Annotated in this window: 12 protein-coding genes; 6 read left to right on the forward strand and 6 right to left on the reverse strand. The window is 60.3% G+C overall.

All coding sequences use genetic code 11. The features are described from left to right. Window positions 1–32: 32 nt before the first annotated feature. From ACZRKZ_RS06315 to tpx, 6 genes are all read right to left on the reverse strand, one after another. Entirely contained in the window at window positions 33–2129 is a 2097-nt protein-coding gene (locus tag ACZRKZ_RS06315) for a putative bifunctional diguanylate cyclase/phosphodiesterase (RefSeq protein WP_463981076.1), read from the reverse strand. 232 nt (window positions 2130–2361) lie between these two features. Continuing rightward, window positions 2362–3831 carry an efflux transporter outer membrane subunit gene (locus ACZRKZ_RS06320; protein WP_463981077.1) on the reverse strand — a complete coding sequence of 490 codons (1470 nt, stop codon included), beginning with the start codon at window positions 3829–3831 and terminating at the stop codon, window positions 2362–2364. After that, entirely contained in the window at window positions 3828–6935 is a 3108-nt protein-coding gene (locus ACZRKZ_RS06325) for an efflux RND transporter permease subunit (RefSeq protein WP_463981078.1), read from the reverse strand. The genes ACZRKZ_RS06320 and ACZRKZ_RS06325 overlap by 4 nt, the downstream gene beginning before the upstream one ends. Further along, the gene (locus tag ACZRKZ_RS06330; RefSeq protein WP_463968504.1) at window positions 6932–10033 is read right to left on the reverse strand and encodes an MdtB/MuxB family multidrug efflux RND transporter permease subunit; all 3102 of its coding nucleotides are present in this window, start codon (window positions 10031–10033) and stop codon (window positions 6932–6934) included. The genes ACZRKZ_RS06325 and ACZRKZ_RS06330 overlap by 4 nt, the downstream gene beginning before the upstream one ends. Beyond that, window positions 10030–11331 (reverse strand): MdtA/MuxA family multidrug efflux RND transporter periplasmic adaptor subunit, encoded by a 1302-nt coding sequence (locus ACZRKZ_RS06335; protein ID WP_463981079.1) that lies wholly within the window; start codon window positions 11329–11331, stop codon window positions 10030–10032. Before ACZRKZ_RS06335 ends, ACZRKZ_RS06330 begins: the two co-directional genes overlap by 4 nt. A gap of 233 nt (window positions 11332–11564) precedes the next feature. Continuing rightward, window positions 11565–12065, reverse strand: coding sequence for a thiol peroxidase (gene tpx / locus ACZRKZ_RS06340; RefSeq protein ID WP_463981080.1), 501 nt, complete (start codon window positions 12063–12065; stop codon window positions 11565–11567). A gap of 158 nt (window positions 12066–12223) precedes the next feature. Here tpx and ACZRKZ_RS06345 point away from each other — a divergent pair, with 158 nt between their 5' ends. The 6 genes from ACZRKZ_RS06345 to ACZRKZ_RS06370 all read left to right on the forward strand — a co-directional run bounded on the left by ACZRKZ_RS06345 (window position 12224) and on the right by ACZRKZ_RS06370 (window position 19186). Further along, on the forward strand, window positions 12224–13513 hold the full coding sequence (locus ACZRKZ_RS06345) for a glycosyltransferase (protein WP_463981081.1): 1290 nt from the start codon (window positions 12224–12226) through the stop codon (window positions 13511–13513). A 72-nt stretch (window positions 13514–13585) separates the two neighbouring features. Then, window positions 13586–14491: an AraC family transcriptional regulator gene (locus ACZRKZ_RS06350; RefSeq protein WP_463981082.1), complete on the forward strand. Its 906-nt coding sequence runs from the start codon at window positions 13586–13588 to the stop codon at window positions 14489–14491. A gap of 230 nt (window positions 14492–14721) precedes the next feature. Then, a complete protein-coding gene (locus ACZRKZ_RS06355) occupies window positions 14722–16044 on the forward strand; it encodes an ABC transporter substrate-binding protein (protein ID WP_463981083.1) in 1323 nt (440 codons plus the stop codon). 230 nt (window positions 16045–16274) lie between these two features. Continuing rightward, complete coding sequence (locus ACZRKZ_RS06360; protein ID WP_149413339.1) at window positions 16275–17201, forward strand: carbohydrate ABC transporter permease; 927 nt, start codon at window positions 16275–16277, stop codon at window positions 17199–17201. A 10-nt stretch (window positions 17202–17211) separates the two neighbouring features. Continuing rightward, on the forward strand, window positions 17212–18042 hold the full coding sequence (locus ACZRKZ_RS06365) for a carbohydrate ABC transporter permease (protein ID WP_149413340.1): 831 nt from the start codon (window positions 17212–17214) through the stop codon (window positions 18040–18042). A gap of 40 nt (window positions 18043–18082) precedes the next feature. Next, the gene (locus ACZRKZ_RS06370; protein WP_463968510.1) at window positions 18083–19186 is read left to right on the forward strand and encodes an ABC transporter ATP-binding protein; all 1104 of its coding nucleotides are present in this window, start codon (window positions 18083–18085) and stop codon (window positions 19184–19186) included. Window positions 19187–19191: the final 5 nt, after the last annotated feature.

Consider the following 19191-nt stretch of genomic DNA (forward strand, 5'->3'; position numbering starts at 1 on the left):
TCGGGTTTTGCATGGACTGAGGTCAATCGTTCTCAGGATGTTGCTACTTGAGGCACGCCAGCGACTTCTTTCGCCACAATGGCGCTCATGAAGCCGTCCGCCGGCAACGGATGACCCAGCAGATAGCCCTGTAATGAATCACAGCCCAGTCGCGTCAGGAAATTCTGCTGCATATCGGTTTCCACCCCTTCAGCGACAATCCGCAGGCCCAGAGCCTGACCCAGCGCAACAATGGCCGAGACAATCGCGGCGTCGTCGCTGTCGTGCTCCAGGTCGCGCACAAAGCCCCGGTCGATCTTCAATTCGTTGGCCGGCAAGCGCTTGAGGTACATCAGGCTGGAGTAGCCAGTGCCAAAGTCATCGATGGACAGGTCGACGCCCATTTCCGAGAGTTTCTGCAATACCGTCATACTCGCATCGGCATCGCTCATGGCGGTGGTTTCGGTGATTTCCAGGGTCAGGCTGTTGGCCGGCAATTGGTGACGTTCCAGGGCTCTGGCGACACTGGTGACCAGCCCGGCATGGCAAAACTGCAAGGCCGAGAGGTTCACCGCAATGCGCCAGTCGCGATATCCCTGGGCAAACCACACTTGCATCTGCCTGCAGGCTTCATTGAGCACCCATTCGCCGATGGGGATGATCAGCCCGGTCTTTTCCGCCAGCTCAATGAACTTGTCCGGCAGCAACAAGCCGTGTTGCGGGTGCTCCCAGCGCAATAGTGCTTCGGCACCCACCGGCCGACCGCTGAGGGCGTCAAACTTGGGTTGGTAGAACAGCCGCAATTGCTGCTGACCCACGGCGTTGCGCAAGTCCTGCAACAACTGCAGCTGCTTGCGAGCGTTGGTGTTCATCGATACGTCGAAAAAGCTGTAGCCGTTCTTGCCCATGCTTTTGGCGTGATACATCGCCGCATCGGCGTTCATCAGCAATTCCTGGGGCGTGGCGCCGTTGCCGGGGAACATCGCGATGCCGACACTGGCAGAAATTTTCAGCTCATGCTCGGCCACACGGAAGGCTTGATTGATCAGGCCTACCTGACGTTCCGCCAGTCGCAGCGCATCGTCGGGCTGGTTCAATTGCACCAATAGCACGAACTCGTCGCCGCCGATCCGCGCCAACGTGTCCTGGCTGCGCAGGTCTTCGCGCAAGCGCAGGCCGACTTCGCGCAGCAACTGGTCGCCCATGTGATGGCCGAAGGCATCGTTTACGGGCTTGAAGCCATCGAGATCGATAAACATCAGGGCGAAACAGCCGCCCCGCTCGGCTACCAGCTGCGTGGCCTGCTGGATGCGATCGGCGAGCAAGGTGCGATTGGGCAGCCCCGTCAGGGTGTCGTGCAGGGCCAGGTGGGTCAGCTCCTGATTGGCCTGGGTCAGGGAGTCGGCCAGCACCGCCGTGCGGGATTCAAGGCGGGCATCCAGCAATGAGGTCAACAGCGCAATGGCCAGCACCGCCAGGGTGGTGACCAGCACCAGGCTATCCAGGCCCTTGCCGGTCAAGCCATCCAGAGCGGCACCGCAAAAGCTGCCGTCGGCAAACCGCGCAGCAGCCATGCCGGTGTAGTGCATGCCGACAATTGCCACGCCCATGACCAGCGCCGCCACACCGCGCGCCAAACGTACATAAGGGGTATTGCGTCGCAGATTGAAGGCGATCCACAACGCCGCCGCCGAGGCGCCGACCGCGATCAGCAGCGAGGCGCCAAACAAGGCAGGGTCGTAGTCGATACCTGGCGTCATGCGCATGGCCGCCATGCCGGTGTAATGCATGGTGCTGATGCCCGCGCCCATGATCAGCGCGCCAAACGCCAGTTGCCAAGCAGGCAAGCGCGGCTGGTTCACCAACCAGAGGGCAAAGCCGCTGGAAAGAATCGCGATCAACAGCGATAGCGCTGTGATGCCTATGTCGTAGCCAAGGCTAATGGGCAATCGGAAAGCCAGCATGCCGATAAAGTGCATCGACCAGACGCCAATGCCCATGGCCAGCGCGCCACCCGCCATCCACAAGTACACGGTGCGACCTTTGGCCGTGGCAATACGCCCGGTCAGATCCAGAGCGGTATAGGAAGCGAGGATCGCCACAAACAGGGAAATCAGGACCAGCGTGGGGGAATAACTACCGGTGAGCATGGGACGTCTCGTGGCCGACGGGCCGAATGGCGTCCGTGCCGGTTGGAAAAGTCGGCGATTGTAGCGAGAATAATTCTCGCATAGGGGAAATATTATCAGAAGGCCACTAGTGACGATTGGGTGCTATTTCCGTGGCAGCTGTCGAGCTTTAGCGAGGCTGCGTCGGGGCGACTGGTGCGAGTGCCTGGCTTGGTGGCGGTGCGGCCAGGCGTAGCCTCGCTGGGGTGTTTGTTTACTCTTTGTCGCTCACCTGCATCTGCCCATCCCAACCACCACCCAATGCGGCGATCAACTGTACGCTGGCCACCAGGCGGGTTTGCAGCAAGGTCAGCACGGTGCGCTCGTTGCTCAAGGCCGTGGCCTGGACGGTGACCACATCGAGGTAGGCGATCAGCCCGGCTTTGTACTGGTTCTGGGTCAGGCGCAAGGATTCGCGAGCGGCGTCCAGGGCTTCGTTGCTCACCCCTGCCTCGTCTTCCAGGACCTTGAGCTGGACCATGTAGTTTTCCACTTCACGGAAGCCGTCGAGTACGGTCTGGCGGTACTTGGCCACGGTTTCGTCATAGGACGCTTCGGCGCGATCGACTTCCGCCGAGCGTTGGCCGCCGTCGAACAGGGTCATAGCCAGTTTTGGCCCCACCGACCAGAAGCGATTCGGCAGGCTGATCCAGTCGGCGTAGGTGCTACTGGAGTAGCCGCCTGCAAGGCTTAGGGTCAGGTCTGGGTAGTAGGCGGTCTTGGCCACGCCGATATTGGCGTTGGCGGCAATCACTGCGCGCTCCGCCGAGGCGATGTCCGGGCGGCGCTCCAGCAGTTGCGATGGCAGGTTGACCGGAATCTGCGGCAGAGCGGGAATGTCCTTGCTCACTGCCAGCTCAAAGTGGGTGGGTGGAATACCGATCAGCACGGCAATCGCGTTTTCCAGCTGGGCGCGCTGCCAGATCAGGTCGATCATGCTGGCCTGGGTGCTTTTGAGCTGTGTCTGCGCCTGGGCCACGGCGTCCCTGCCGGACACGCCAGCGCGGTACTGGTTTTCAGTCATTTGCAGCGAGCGTTGGTAGGTTTCGACCGTGGCTTGCAGCAAGCGGGTCTGCTCATCCATGACCCGCAGTTGCAGATAGTTCTGCACCAGTTCCGATTGCTGGCTCAGGCGCATGGCCGCCAAGTCCGCCGAGCTGCCTTCGGCGCTGGCTTCGTTGGCTTCCAGGCCACGGCGCAACTTGCCCCAGATATCGGCTTCCCAGCTGACGCCCAACTGGGTATTGAAGGTATCGCGGATTCCGCTGCTGGAGCTGCTCAGGCTGGCGCTGCTGCTGCCGGTACCCTGGCTGGCACGGGTTTTCCCGGCGCTCAAGTCCACGGTGGGAAAAAACGCGCCCCTTGAACTGCGCACCAATGCCTGGGCCTGACGGTATCGGGCCTCGGCCTGGGCAACGGTCTGGTTGGCGTTGTTGAGTTTATCTACCAGTTCGTTGAGCTGTTTGTCACCGTACAACTCCCACCAGGCACCACGAGCCAAAGAGTCGCTTGGCGAGGCCTGGCGCCAACCCTTGGCCTCTTTGTACTGGACAGGCTCGGTCAGCTCCGGGCGCTTGTAGTCAGGGCCGATGGCGCAGGCGCTGAGCAACGACACGCAGAGCGCCAGAGTCAGCAGGCTGGAGCCGCGAGTCATGGCGCCCTTTGCAAATGTGGAATCAGTCATAGCGCAGTGTCCAGGGCAGCATCGGTACGCACCCCGCGCCAGCCGTTGAAACGGCGGCGAAGGCGGTCGAGATAAAGGTAAACCACCGGGGTGGTGTAAAGGGTCAGGATCTGGCTGAACACCAGGCCGCCGATAATCGTCAGGCCCAGGGGCTGGCGCATTTCCGCGCCTTCGGCGGTGCTCAGCAGCAACGGCAACGCGCCGAGGATCGCCGCCAGGGTAGTCATCAGGATTGGCCGCAGACGCAGCAGGCAGGCGCTGCGAATCGACTCCAGCGGCTCCATGCCGTCCTTGCGCTCCAGTTGCAGCGCCAGGTCGATCATCAGGATGGCGTTTTTCTTCACCACACCGATCAACAGGAACAGCCCGAGTAGGGAGATCAGGCTGAACTCGCCGCCCAACACGTAAATCGACAGCAAGGCACCGACACCGGCCGAGGGCAAGGTCGAGAGGATGGTCAACGGGTGGATGTAGCTCTCATAGAGAATTCCGAGAACCAGATAAACCGCCACCAGCGCGCCGAGGATCATCCACGGCTGGCTTTTTTGGGTGGCGGCAAAGGCGTCGGCGGTGCCCGCCATCTTGGCGATGACGTCTTCCGGCAGACCAACCTTGGCAATCGCCCGCTCGATGGCGGCTGTGCCCTGCTCCATCGTGACTCCTGGGGACATGTCGAAAGCAATGTCTTCCGAGGCGAACTGGCCCTCGTGACTGACACGGTCGTCCGCCAGGCTGTTTTCATAGTGAGCGATGGTCGACAAGGGAATACGCGCGCCATCTGCGGTAATCACCTGCACCTGATTCAGAGTGATCGGGTCCTGGGCATATTTCGGATTGACCTCCATGACCACCTGGTACTGGTTGAGGCTGTCATAGATGGTGGAAATCTGCCGCTGGCTGTAGGCGTTGTTCAGCACGGAGGTGACCATGTCCATGTCCACCCCCAGGCGTTTGGCCTGGTCGCGGTCGACGATCAGCGTGACCTGTTGCGCGCCACGGCCTTCACGGGCGTCGATGGCAGTCAGCTCTGGCAGTTCACGCAAGGCGGCGACCACTTTCGGGTACCACAGGCGCAAGGCTGCCAGGTCGCCACTCTGCAGGATGTAGGAGTATTGCGAGGAGGTCTGGTCGCGGCCCCCGCCAAACTGCAGGTCCTGGTCGGCCATCAGCATCAATCGCCCGCCGGGTACCGGTGGCACGCTTTTGCGCATGCGCTCGATTACCTGCTGCGCGGAAATCTTGCGCTCGCTGATGGGCTTGAGCCGCACCAGCATCACGGCATTGTTGGTGCCACTGTTACCGCCGATAAAACCGGCCACGCTTTCCACGGCTGGGTCTTGCAATACCGCCTTGCGGAAGATTTCCATCTTCGGCTGCATGACGCTGAAGGACAGCCCGTCATCCCCGCGGACAAAACCGATCAACTGCCCGGTGTCCTGTTGCGGCATAAAGGTTTTCGGCACCACCACGTACAGTGCGACGTTGACGCCAATGGTCACGAACAGGCTGAGCAGGGTCAGGCGCCGGTGCTTGAGTACCCAGTCCAGGCTACGGGCATAACCGGCAACCATGAGGTCGTTGACCTTGCGGCTCCAGCGCTGCAAACCGCTCTCCTGGTCTTTGACATGGGGCTTGAGCCAGCGGGCGCAGAGCATCGGGGTCAAGGTCAGGGAGACCACCAGCGAGACAATGATCGCCGCCGCCAACGTGATGGAGAACTCCCGGAACAAACTAGTGACGATCCCGCCCATGAACAGGATCGACAGGAACACCGCCACCAGCGACACGTTCATCGACAGCAAGGTAAAGCCGACTTCCTTGGCCCCCAGGTACGCGGCCTTCATGGGTGGGATACCGTCGTCGATGTGCCGGGAAATGTTCTCCAGCACCACGATGGCATCGTCCACCACCAGGCCGGTGGCCAGGATCAAGGCCATCAGCGACAGGTTGTTCAGGGAAAACCCAAACAGGTACATCACCGCAAAGGTGCCCACCAGGGACACCGGCACTGCCAATGTGGGGATCAACGATGCACGGAAGTTACCGAGAAACAGGTACACCACCAGGATCACCAGGGCCACGGCGATCAGCAGGGTCATCTCGGCTTCGTGCAAGGTGGCCTTGATCACCGGCGAGCGGTCCATGGCCAGGTTCAGCTTGACGCTGGACGGCAGCACCGCCTGCAGCGCCGGCAACTGCGCCTTGATCTGCGCCACGGTCTCGATGATGTTGGCGCCGGACTGGCGATTGATCACCAGCAGCACCGCCGAATCGTTGTTGAAGAAACCGCTGTTGTAGCGGTCTTCGACACCGTCGCTGATCTTGGCTACGTCGCTCAGGCGCAGTGCCGCGCCGTCCTGGTAGCGAATCACCAAGGGCTCGTAGTCCTTGGCTTTTTCCAGCTGGTCATTAGCCTGGATCTGCCAGTTGCGCTGGCCATCCTCCACCGAACCCTTGGGGCGGCGCACGTTGGCATTGGCGATGGTGTTGCGCACATCGTCCAGGGCCACGCCGTACTGGTCGAGGGCCTTGGGCTCCAGCTCGATGCGCACCGCCGGCAGGGAGCTGCCGCCAATCTGCACTTCACCGACACCCGGCACCTGGGACAGGCTTTGGGAAAGAATGGTCGAGGCCAGGTCGTAGAGCTGGCCCTTGGGCAACACGTCCGAGGTCAGTGACAGCACCATGATGGGTGCCTGGGACGGGTTGATCTTTTTATAGGTGGGCATGCTGCGCATGCCGCTGGGCAGCAGGTTGCGCGAGGCGTTGATCGCCGCCTGTACTTCCCGTGCCGCGCCATTGATGTCGCGGTCGCTGTCGAAGGCGAGGATCACCCGGGTCGAACCCTGGCTTGACGAGCTGCTCATGGTGGTAATGCCGGCAATCGCGCCGAAGGAGCGTTCCAATGGCGTTGCCACTGTAGACGCCATCACCTCGGGGCTGGCGCCGGGCAAGCTGGCTTGCACGACAATCACCGGGAAGTCGATCTGCGGCAATGGCGCCACCGGCAGCAGGTTGAAGCTGACGCCGCCCAGCAGCATGATCGCCAGGCTCAGCAGCATGGTGGCTACCGGCCGACGAATGAAAGGTCCGGACAGGTTCATGGCTCAACCGGCTCCAGGCGCTCGGGCTGTTTGCGCCAGCGGCGGCCAAGGCGGTCAAAGTACAAGTAGATCACCGGCGTCGTAAACAGCGTCAACACCTGGCTCAACAGCAACCCACCGACCATCACCAGACCCAGCGGCTGGCGCAATTCGGCGCCGGAACCCGTGGCCAACATCAACGGCACCGCACCGAACAAGGCCGCCAGGGTGGTCATCAGGATCGGCCGGAACCTCAGCAGCGCCGCCTGATAAATCGCCGTTTGCGGGTCAAGCCCCTGGTTGCGTTCGGCGTCGAGGGCGAAGTCGATCATCATGATCGCGTTCTTCTTGACGATACCGATCAGCAGGATGATGCCAATGATGGCGATCATCCCCAGGTCATTGCCACTGAGCAGCAAGGCCAACAAGGCCCCCACCGCCGCCGATGGCAAGGTCGAGAGAATGGTGATCGGGTGGATGTAACTCTCGTAGAGCACCCCCAGCACGATGTACATGGTCACCACCGCCGCCAGGATCAGCAGCAAGGTGCTCGACAGCGAAGCCTCGAACGCCTGGGCGGCGCCCTGGAACTGGGTCTGCACGCCCACCGGCATGCCGATGTCCTTCTGCATCTGGTTGATCAGATCCACACCCTTGCCCAACGCCACGCCGGGCGCGAGGTTGAACGACATCATCACCGCTGGGAACTGACCGATATGGGTAATCGCCAGTTGTGCCTGGCGCTGTTCGACATGGGCCAGGCTCGACAACCGTACCTGGCCGCCGTCGGTGGTCTTCACATGGATCTGGTTCAGAGCGTCCGGCCCCAAGCTTTCCCCGGACTGGGCTTGCAATACCACGCGGTACTGGCTGGCCTGGGTGTAGATGGTAGAAATCTGCCGCTGGCCGAAGGCGTCGTACAGCGCATCGGTGATGGTCGCCACCGATACGCCCAAACGCGAGGCTGCATCACGGTCAATCACCAAATACACCTGCAAGCCCTTGTCCTGCAGGTCGCTGGCGACATCGGTGAGTTCCGGCAACTCGCTCAGTGCGTGTACCAGCTTGCCGCTCCACAGCGCCAACAAGTCGGCATCCGGCGAGGACATGCTGAACTGGTACTGGGTGCGACTGACACGGTCTTCGATGGTCAGGTCCTGCACCGGTTGCATAAACAGGCGAATGCCCACCAGTTTGTCCAGTTGCGGTTGCAGGCGAGTGATGATCTGCGTGGCACTCAGGTCTCTTTCGCGGTGAGGCTTGAGGTTGATCAGCAGGCGGCCGCTGTTGAGGGTCGCGTTATCACCGTCGACCCCGATGTAAGACGACAGGCTTTCGACTGACGGATCTTCCAGGATAATTTTCGCCAGTTCCTGCTGGCGCTGGCTCATGGCGGCAAAGGAGATGGATTGCGGTGCTTCGGAAATGCCCTGGATCACCCCAGTGTCCTGCACCGGGAAAAAGCCCTTTGGCACCACCAGGTACAGCACCACCGTCAGGCCCAGGGTAGCGATAGCCACCAACAGGGTCAGTGGCTGGTGCTTGAGCACCCACTGCAACTTGCGCCCGTAGGCGGCGACCAGCCAGTCGATCCAGGCGCCGCTGGCCTTGTAGAAGCGGCCCTGTTCCTCTTCCTTGGGTTCGCGTTTGAGTAGGCGCGCGCACATCATCGGCGTCAGGGTCAGGGACACCACCAGGGAGATCAGGATTGCCACCGCCAGGGTGATGGCAAATTCGCGGAACAGGCGCCCCACTACATCAGCCATGAATAACAACGGAATCAGTACGGCGATCAGCGACAGCGTCAGGGAAATCAGGGTGAAGCCAATCTGCTTGGCACCCTTGAGCGCCGCGGCCATGGGTGTTTCGCCTTCCTCGATATAGCGGGAAATGTTCTCCAGCATGACGATGGCGTCGTCCACCACAAAGCCGGTGGCGATGGTCAGGGCCATCAGCGTCAGGTTATTGATGGAGAAACCGGCCAGGTACATCACGCCAAAGGTACCCACCAGGGACAGCGGTACCGCAATCGACGGAATAATGGTGGCGCTGAATCGGCGCAGGAACAGGAACGTCACCATTACCACCAGGGCGATGGCGATCAGCAATTCGTGTTGTACGTCGGTAACAGAAGCACGGATGGTCTGGGTGCGGTCGGTGAGCACCGTCACCTCCAGGCCGGCCGGCAGGTTGTCGGTGATGCTGGGCAGCAGCGCCTTGATCCGGTCCACTACCTCGATAACGTTGGCACCCGGTTGGCGCTGGATGTTCAGCAGCACGGCCTGGTTTTCATTGGCCCAGGCAGCGAGGCGTTCGTTTTCGGCGCCGTCGACGATTTGCGCGACGTCCTTGAGGCGCAACGGCGCGCCATTACTGTAGGCAAGGATCAGTTCCGCGTATTGCTCGGGCGAGACCAACTGGTCGTTGGCGTCGAGCATCGAGACGCGGGTCGGGCCGTCGAAGTTGCCCTTGGGCTGGTTGACGTTAGACGCGGTAATCAACGTGCGCACGTCCGACAGGTTCAAGCCATTGGCGGCAAGCGCCTCCGGGTTGACCTTGATGCGGACCGCCTGGCGCTGGCCGCCAGCGATGCTGACCATGCCGACGCCGCTGATCTGGGCGATTTTCTGCGCCATGCGGGTGTCGACCAAGTCATTGAGCTTGGGCAGCAGCATGGTCTTGGAGGTGATGGCCAGGGTCAGCACTGGCGTGTCTGCGGGGTTGACCTTGTTGTACACCGGTGGCGCCGGCAGGTCCTTGGGCAGCAGGTTGGTGGCGGCGTTGATCGCGGCCTGGACCTGTTGCTCGGCGACGTCCATGTTGACGTCGAGGTTGAAGCGCAGGGTCAGTACCGAGGCGCCGCCGGAACTGGTGGACGCCATCTGGGTCAGGCCGGGCATTTGCCCGAACTGACGCTCCAGGGGCGCGGTGACCGCGCTGGTCATCACGTCCGGGCTGGCGCCGGGGTACAGGGTCATGACGCGAATGGTCGGGTAATCCACCTGGGGCAAGGCCGACACCGGCAGCAGGCGGTAGGCAATCAGGCCAGCCAGGACGATGGCCAGCATGCTCAGGGTGGTGGCGACGGGCCTGAGGATGAACAGCCGTGAGAGGTTCATGCGCCGGCCTTTTGCGCCTTGCCGGCATTAGCCGGGCTGCCTTCGCCTTTCGCCGTAGGTTTGCCCTGCAAGTGTTCGGTAGGGCTGGTCGGGACATCCGCGCTGTCGTTGACCACTTCGATGTCGCTGCCGTCCTTCAAGCGGTCGGTGCCTTCCAGGACCACGCGATCGCCGGCGGCCAGACCTTCCTTGATCACGGTATTTTCGCCGTCGGTATCGCCGATCACCAGTGGGCGGATCTTGGTCTTCTTGTCGCCATCGAGGGCATAGACGAAGGTGCCATTGTTGCCAAACTGGATCGCTGCCGACGGCGCCAACACCACATTCTTGAGGGTGTCAGCCAGCAGTCGCACGTTGACGAACTGGTTGGGGAACAGCACCTGGTCCTGGTTATCGAAGCGCGCCTTGAATTTCAGGGTGCCGGTGGTGACGTCGATCTGGTTGTCCAGGCTCTGCAACACCCCGGTGGCTTGCAGCTTCACGTCGCCACGGTCCCAGGCTTGCACTGGCAGCTTGTTGCCGGTGCGATAACGGGCGAGCACGGTTTGCAGGGAGTTTTCCGGCAAGGTGAAGGCGACGTTGATGGGTTGGGTCTGGGTGATCACGGCCAGGGCGGTGGTGTCATTGGCGGCGACCAGGTTGCCGACGTCCAGTTGACGCAGGCCTACGCGCCCGGCGATGGGCGCGCGGATCTTGGTGAATTCGAGGTTGAGTTTCGCGTCGTCGACCGCGCCCTGGTTGGTCTTGACCGTTCCCTGATACTGCATAACCAGCGCGGCTGCGGTGTCCAGGGTTTGCTTGGCGATGCTGTCCTGCTCATAGAGACCGCGATAACGCTCAAGATCGACCTGGGCGTTTTTCAGCTGGGCCTGATTCTGCAAGAGCGTGCCCTGGGCCTGGAGCAAGGCATTCTGGTAACTGCGCGGATCGATTTCCGCCAACAGGTCGCCTGCCTTGACCATTTGCCCTTCTTCAAAGGCAATCTTGACCAACTCTCCCCCGACCCGGCTACGCACATTAATGGTGTTCAACGCCGTTACCGTGCCCAAGGCCTTGTAGTACACAGGGAATTCCCCTTGCACCACCGGCGCCACGCGGACCGGGATCGGGGCGGTGGAACCGCCGAAGCCGGGGCGCATCATCCCGGTTTTGCTGGTGCGACCAGCCGGCGCTTCATTTTGGGCAGCCCCCGTCGGCCAGAACTTCCAGCACAGGCCGGCGATAACCAACAGGACGAACAAGCCGAACAGCCAGCGGCGGGAGTTGCGGGGGGAGGATTGCATGGAGTGATCAACCATTGGGCGCGAGAGCTTCTTCTTGGGGAGGCTGAAAGATAAGCACTGTCGGGCTTTAAGAAAAGCGCCTTTACCGGCTATTTACCTTCGAGCCTACAAACATCTACGTTTTGACTTACAACATCCGGTATCAGGGCTAAGCCGCTGAACCGCAAATAAAAACGGCCTGGACTAGGCCAGGCCGCAATCATGCATCAAGCGTGTTACTGCAAAGCGACAGTCATTTGCCGTAACAGTTACTTCAAAACAGCCAGGGCTGCTTCATAGTTAGGCTCTTGGCCAATTTCAGATACCAGTTCGCTGTGCAGCACGTTGTCGTTTTCATCCAGCACCACGACGGCGCGAGCGGTCAGGCCTTTGAGTGGGCCTTCGGCGATTGCCACACCGTAGTCAACGGCGAAGGCAGCGTCGCGGAAGTCCGACAGGTTCTTCACGTTTTCCAGGCCTTCGGAGCCGCAGAAACGCGCCTGGGCGAAGGGCAGGTCGGTGGAGATACACAGTACTACCGCGTTGTTCAGTTCGTTGGCCTGGGCGTTGAACGTGCGAACCGAAGTGGCGCAGGTGGGGGTATCAACGCTTGGGAAGATGTTCAGTACTTTGCGCTTGCCGGCGAAAGTGGCCAGGGTTGCTTCCGACAGATCGCCGGCGGTCAGAGTAAAGGCTGGAGCTTTGGAGCCGGTTTGCGGCAATTCGCCTTCAACCTGGACAGGGTTACCGTGAAGGGTGACTTGAGCCATGGACAGAATCCTTATACTGGGTTTTGGTTAAACGAATTCGAGAGGCCGAAGTTAACCACAAAGTGCCGTGGCTACCTACCGCAAGACACAAATTGTCACGGCTCGCGGTTGTGGTTTAATTGCGTGCTTTTCGCCCGTCCTCAAGGAAACCGTTGTCAATGAATCAGCCCGCCACCAAAGTCCTGGTCATTGGTTACGTCTGGCCGGAACCTCGCTCGTCGGCCGCAGGCGGGCACATGATGCAGATCCTGCACAGTTTCCTTGATCAAGGCTGGGACATTACCTTCAGCAGCCCGGCAACGATTGGCGAACACAAGGCCGACTTGCTGGCGCTGGGTATTGACGAATGCGCCATCGAGCTCAATAACAGCAGTTTCGACGATTTTATTTGTGAACTAGTCCCGGATATCGTGCTGTTCGATCGCTTCATGATGGAGGAACAGTTTGGCTGGCGCGTCGAAAAGCATTGCCCGGATGCACTGCGGGTGCTGGAAACCTCAGACTTGCAAAGCCTGCGGGACGCCCGTCAGCAGCGCCTCAAGGATTACCTCAAGGCCAATCCGGACGGCGACGATTTCGGCGTACTGTTCGCTCCCGCGCTGGAGGAAGAATTCCAGTTAATGGCCGACACCGACCTGGCCAAGCGCGAAATAGCAGCAATTTACCGCTGCGACATCAGCCTGATGATCTCCGACGTTGAAATCCGCCTGCTTACCGACCAGTTCAAGGTGCCGGCCGCCCTGCTCCACTGGTGCCCGTTGATGCTGGAGCCGCCGACCGAAGCCTTCACGCCTTTTGAAGACCGCGCGCACTTTCTCAGCATAGGTAACTTCCGCCATGCGCCCAACTGGGATGCGGTGCTATGGATGAAGAACAGCCTGTGGCCGTTGATCCGCCAGCAACTGCCCGGCGTCCAGTTGCATATATACGGTGCCTACACCCCGCCCAAGGCCACCGCGCTGCACAATCCGGCCCAGGGCTTTCATGTGATGAACTGGGCCGAGGATGCGCTGGCGGTGATGTCGGCCACGCGTATCTGCCTGGCGCCGCTGCGCTTTGGCGCAGGAATCAAGGGGAAACTGGCGGATGCGATGCTCTGTGGCACGCCGAATATCACCACCCCTATGGGTGCTGAAGGCATGAACGATGAGCAAGCCTGGCCCGGCGTTATTGAAGAAAGCGCCAGCGCCTTGGCCGCCGCAGCGGTTGCCCTGTATCAGGACCGCGACCGCTGGACCCTGGCTCAGGAAGACGGCCGGCAGTTACTTGCCCGCCGTTACTCGCAAGACGTACACGGCCCGGCGCTGGTCGAGCGGCTGGATCAGTGCCGTGGCGAGTTGGCCCAGCACCGGCGCATCAACTTCACCGGCAGTATGCTGCGCCACCACCTGCATAAAAGCACCCAGTACATGGCACAGTGGATCGAGGCAAAAAACCGCACACTTTAAATACAGGCGCTGGCGAGGTTGCGCCCATGGGGGCATTATCCTGTGGGCAACCACAATAAAAGCGACTGCAGCATGACCCGAGCAGCGAGAATCACCGACCCTTCCTACGAGTTGATGGACGACCACAACGGCCTGTCCATCATCTATCGCCAGCACGGTTTCCCGTGTCCGCTGGTGCGCTGGCATTTCCACAAGGAATACGAACTGCACCTGATCGTCGCCAGCTCCGGCAAGGTGTTCATCGGCGATTACATCGGCAACTTCTATCCGCAAAGCCTATTTCTCACTGGCCCCAACCTGCCCCACAACTGGATCAGCCAGGTGGCGGAAGACGAAGTGGTGCCCAAGCGCGACATGCTGGTGAACTTTACCGATGAGCTGTTTGACGGCGCCAGCCATATCTTCACCGAACTCAAGGCCCTTACCCCGCTGCTGGACCGGGCGCAGTACGGCATCGAGTTCCGCTGTAAGCACACCATCGCCCAGGCCATGACGCTGATGCAGCGCATCGAAGACGCCCGAGGCATGGCCCGCCTCGGGCATTTCTTTATCCTGCTGGAGGTGCTCAGCGCCTGCGAGGATTATCAGTTGCTCTCCGGCGTGACCACGCCGCAATTGGCCGATGAACACAGCATCGACCGCACCAACCGCGCGGTGGACTACATTTTTGCCCACTACGCGCGGGAGCTGCCTCTGGAAGAAGTGGCCGACTACCTGGGAATGAAGCCCACCTATTTTTCCCGGGTATTCAAACAGGCTACCGGGCGCACTTTTATCGAGTTCGTCAATCGGCTGCGCATCAGCAAATCCTGTGAACTGCTGGCCGATGGCGACAAGGCAGTGACGGATGTGTGCTTTGAATCTGGCTTCAACAATATTTCCAACTTCAATCGGCGCTTCCAGCAGCTCAAGGGTATGACGCCATCCCATTATCGGCGCTTGGCGGTGCAGCGGTTGACCGAGCAGAACCTGGCCTGAGACGCAGACGGTCAAGCGTTGAGGGGCTCGACAACGCTACGGGTTATCGGAGGAATCGTTTCAGCTAATTTCGGGCTCAGTGCAAAAAAGTATCAGTGACAGTGCTCCCAAGGATTTGTCAGCACGCCATTAGAAGGCTGTAATCAACGCACACTCTTCCAGCAGCCTTGGAAGACACAACAACAAAAACTGTCCTTCCGTAGCCCTTGGGCGCGGAAATGGAGTGCGCGATGAAGTTCACAGCTAAAGCACTGCTTGCCTCTACTTGCATGACTGCATGCATGACCCTCAGCGCCGTCAGTCTTGGCGCGCAAACCCTGACCATTGCCACCGTCAACAACAGCGACATGATCCGCATGCAAAAGCTCTCGAAAACTTTCGAAGCCGAACATCCAGACATCAAGCTCAATTGGGTGGTGCTCGAAGAAAACGTCCTGCGCCAACGCCTGACCACGGATATCGCCACCCAGGGCGGACAGTTTGATGTATTGACCATCGGCATGTACGAAGCCGCACTCTGGGGCGCCAAGGGCTGGCTGGAACCGATGAAGGATCTGCCGGCGACCTACGACCTGGACGATGTTTTCTCTTCAGTGCGCGACGGTCTTTCTGTCAAGGGTTCGCTGTACGCCCTGCCGTTCTACGCCGAAAGCTCCATCACCTATTACCGCACCGACCTGTTCAAGGACGCCGGGCTGACCATGCCTGAGCATCCCACCTGGACGCAGATCGGCGAGTTTGCCGAAAAGCTCACCCATAAGGATAAGGAACAATACGGCCTGTGCCTGCGGGGCAAGGCCGGTTGGGGCGAGAACATGGCGCTGATCACCATCCTGGCCAATGGCTACGGTGCGCGCTGGTTCGATGAGAAATGGCAGCCGGAATTTAACGGCTCAGAGTGGAAGGACGCGCTGAACTTCTACGTCGACAACATGAAAAAATCCGGTCCGCCGGGTGCCTCCAGCAACGGTTTCAATGAAAACCTGGCGCTGTTCAACAGCGGCAAGTGTGCGATCTGGGTCGACGCCAGCGTTGCCGGCTCGTTTGTCACCGACAAAACCCAAAGCAAGGTTTCCGATCATGTCGGTTTCACCTTCGCGCCCCATCAGGTCACGGACAAAGGCACGTCGTGGATGTATTCCTGGTCCCTCGCGATCCCGACCAGCTCCAAGGCCAAGGACGCCGCCAAGGTGTTCAGTGCCTGGGCCACTTCCAAGGAATACAGTGCGCTGGTGGCCAAGACCGACGGCATCGCCAACGTTCCGCCAGGCACGCGTACCTCGACCTACAGCGAGCAATATATGAAGGCCGCGCCGTTTGCCAAGGTGACCCTGGAGTCCCTGAAAGTGGCCGATCCGACCAAACCGACCCTCAAGCCTGCGCCATACATCGGCATCCAATTGGTGACCATTCCTGAATTCCAGGCCATTGGTACACAAGTTGGCAAGTTTTTCTCGGGTGCGCTGACCGGGCAGATGACCGTCGACGATGCGCTCAAGCAGGCACAGACCACCACCGAGCGCGAAATGAAGCGTGCCGGCTATCCCAAGTAACTTGTGGCGAGGGCGTTTTTGTGGCGAGCGGGCTTGCCCGCGTTGGGCTGCGAAGCGGCCCCAATAAGCTCACCGCATTCCTCCAGACAGAACCCGCTTGAAGGATTTGGGGCCGCTTCGCAGCCCAACGCGGGCAAGCCCGCTCGCCACAATAAGCCCGCTCGCCACACAACAATAAGCCGGAGCGCCTAGGGTAACTTCGCCCTGACACTACTCAGCATGTGATCACCATGAATACCACCACTGCCCAAGTGCAAACTGCTCAGCCGGAAAAGGCGCGTAAAAGCCGCCTGATCAACCCCGGCTGGTTCCTCGTCAGCCCCTCGGTGGCCTTGTTGCTGCTGTGGATGATCGTGCCGCTGGGCATGACCCTGTACTTTTCGTTGATCCGCTACAACCTGCTCTATCCCGGCGAAAACCAATTCGTGGGCCTTGAGAACTTCACCTACTTCATCACCGACTCGGGTTTCCTGCCTGGTGCGACCAATACTCTGTTGCTGGTGGGCAGCGTGCTGCTGATCAGCGTGGTGCTGGGTGTGTTGATCAGTGCCCTGCTTGAGGCCAGCGAGTTCTTCGGCCGAGGACTGGTGCGGGTCTTGCTGATCTCACCGTTCTTCATCATGCCCACCGTCGGTGCGCTGATCTGGAAGAACCTGATTTTCCACCCGGTGTCCGGCGTTTTGGCGGCAGTGTGGAAGCTGTTCGGCGCCCAGCCGGTGGACTGGCTGGCCCATTACCCGCTGCTGTCGATCATCATCATTGTGTCCTGGCAATGGCTGCCCTTCGCCATCCTGATCCTGATGACCGCCATGCAGTCCCTCGACCAGGAGCAAAAGGAAGCCGCCCGCCTGGACGGTGCTGGTGCCATTGCGATTTTCTGGCACCTGACCCTGCCCCACCTGGCGCGCCCCATCGCCGTGGTGGTGATGATTGAAACCATCTTCCTGCTCTCGGTGTTCGCTGAAATCTTCACCACCACCAACGGTGGCCCCGGCTACGCCTCGACCAACCTTGCCTACCTGATCTACAACCAGGCGCTGGTGCAGTTCGACGTGGGCATGGCGTCGGCCGGCGGCTTGATTGCCGTGGTCATTGCCAATATCGCGGCGATCATCCTGGTGCGGATGCTCGGCAAAAACCTGACTGACAAGCCTTGAGGGCCGCGCCATGACGCTTCAACAATCCCGCCGCCTGCAAAGCCTGCTGCTCGGCACATTGGCCTGGGCCATCGCGATCCTGATTTTCTTCCCGATCTTCTGGATGGTGCTGACCAGCTTCAAGACCGAAATCGACGCCTTTGCCACGCCGCCGCAGTTCATTTTCACGCCCACGCTTGAGAACTACCTGCACATCAACGAGCGCAGCAACTACTTCAGCTTCGCCTGGAACTCGGTGGTAATTTCCTTCAGCGCCACCGCCTTGTGCCTGCTGATTGCGGTGCCGGCGGCCTACTCCATGGCCTTCTACGAAACCCAGCGCACCAAGGGCACGCTGCTGTGGATGTTATCCACCAAAATGCTGCCGCCGGTGGGCGTGCTGATGCCGATCTACCTGCTGGCCAAGAGCCTTGGCCTGCTGGATACGCGGGTCGCGCTGATCATCATCTACACCCTGATCAACCTGCCGATTGTGGTCTGGATGGTTTACACCTACTTCAAGGACATTCCCAAGGACATCCTCGAAGCCGCGCGCCTGGACGGTGCCACGCTGTGGCAGGAAATGGTCCGGGTGCTGCTGCCGATTGCCAAGGGTGGCCTGGCCTCCACGGTGTTGCTGTCGCTGATCCTGTGCTGGAACGAGGCGTTCTGGTCGCTGAACCTGACCTCGTCCAACGCCGCGCCATTAACCGCATTGATCGCCTCCTACTCCAGCCCCGAAGGCTTGTTCTGGGCCAAGTTGTCCGCGGTGTCGACCCTGGCCTGCGCGCCGATCCTGATTTTTGGCTGGATCAGCCAGAAACAGCTGGTCCGCGGTTTGTCTTTCGGCGCCGTGAAATAACGGCCCTTTCAACACCAATAATTAGAAGTGGAGGCCCATCATGGCCAACCTGAAAATCAAAAATTTGCAAAAAGGTTTCGAAGGCTTTTCCATCATCAAGGGCATCGACCTGGAAGTGAATGACAAGGAATTCGTGGTCTTCGTCGGCCCCTCGGGCTGCGGTAAGTCCACCCTGCTGCGCTTGATTGCAGGCCTTGAAGAAGTCAGCGAAGGCACCATCGAACTGGATGGCCGCGACATCACCGAAGTGACCCCGGCCAAGCGCGACCTGGCGATGGTGTTTCAGACCTATGCGTTGTACCCGCATATGAGCGTGCGCAAGAACATGTCGTTTGCCCTGGACCTGGCGGGTGTCGACAAGAAAGTCGTCGAAAGCAAGGTCAATGAAGCGGCGCGTATTCTCGAACTCGGCCCGTTGCTGGAACGCAAGCCCAAGCAGCTCTCTGGTGGTCAGCGTCAACGGGTCGCCATCGGCCGCGCCATTGTGCGCAATCCGAAAATCTTCCTGTTCGACGAACCGCTGTCCAACCTTGACGCCGCGTTGCGGGTGCAGATGCGCCTGGAACTGGCGCGCCTGCATAAAGAACTGCAAGCGACCATGATCTACGTAACCCACGACCAAGTGGAAGCCATGACCCTCGCTGACAAGGTAGTGGTGCTCAACAGCGGCCGCATTGAACAGGTTGGTTCGCCGCTGGACTTGTACCACCAACCGGCCAATCTGTTTGTCGCGGGCTTTTTGGGCACGCCGAAAATGGGCTTCCTCAAAGGCAAAGTCACGCGGCTTGAAGGCCAGGGCTGCGAAGTCGAGCTGGATGCTGGCACGCGCATCAGTCTGCCCTTGAGCAGTCCAACCCTGAGCATCGGCAGCCAGGTGACCCTGGGTATTCGTCCGGAACACCTGGAACTCGCCTCGCCCGGCGATACCACGCTGACCGTCACCGCCGATGTCGGCGAGCGCCTGGGCAGCGACACCTTTTGCCACGTCATTACATCAAACGGCGAACCGCTGACCCTGCGCATCCGTGGCGACATGGCCAGCCAGTATGGCGAAACGTTGAAGCTGCACCTGGACCCGGTGCACTGCCATCTTTTCGACACCGATGGCGTGGCTGTGGCCCGTCCACTGCGCGCTGCCGCCTGATTTCG

This window comes from Pseudomonas sp. c313, from assembly GCF_055407145.1.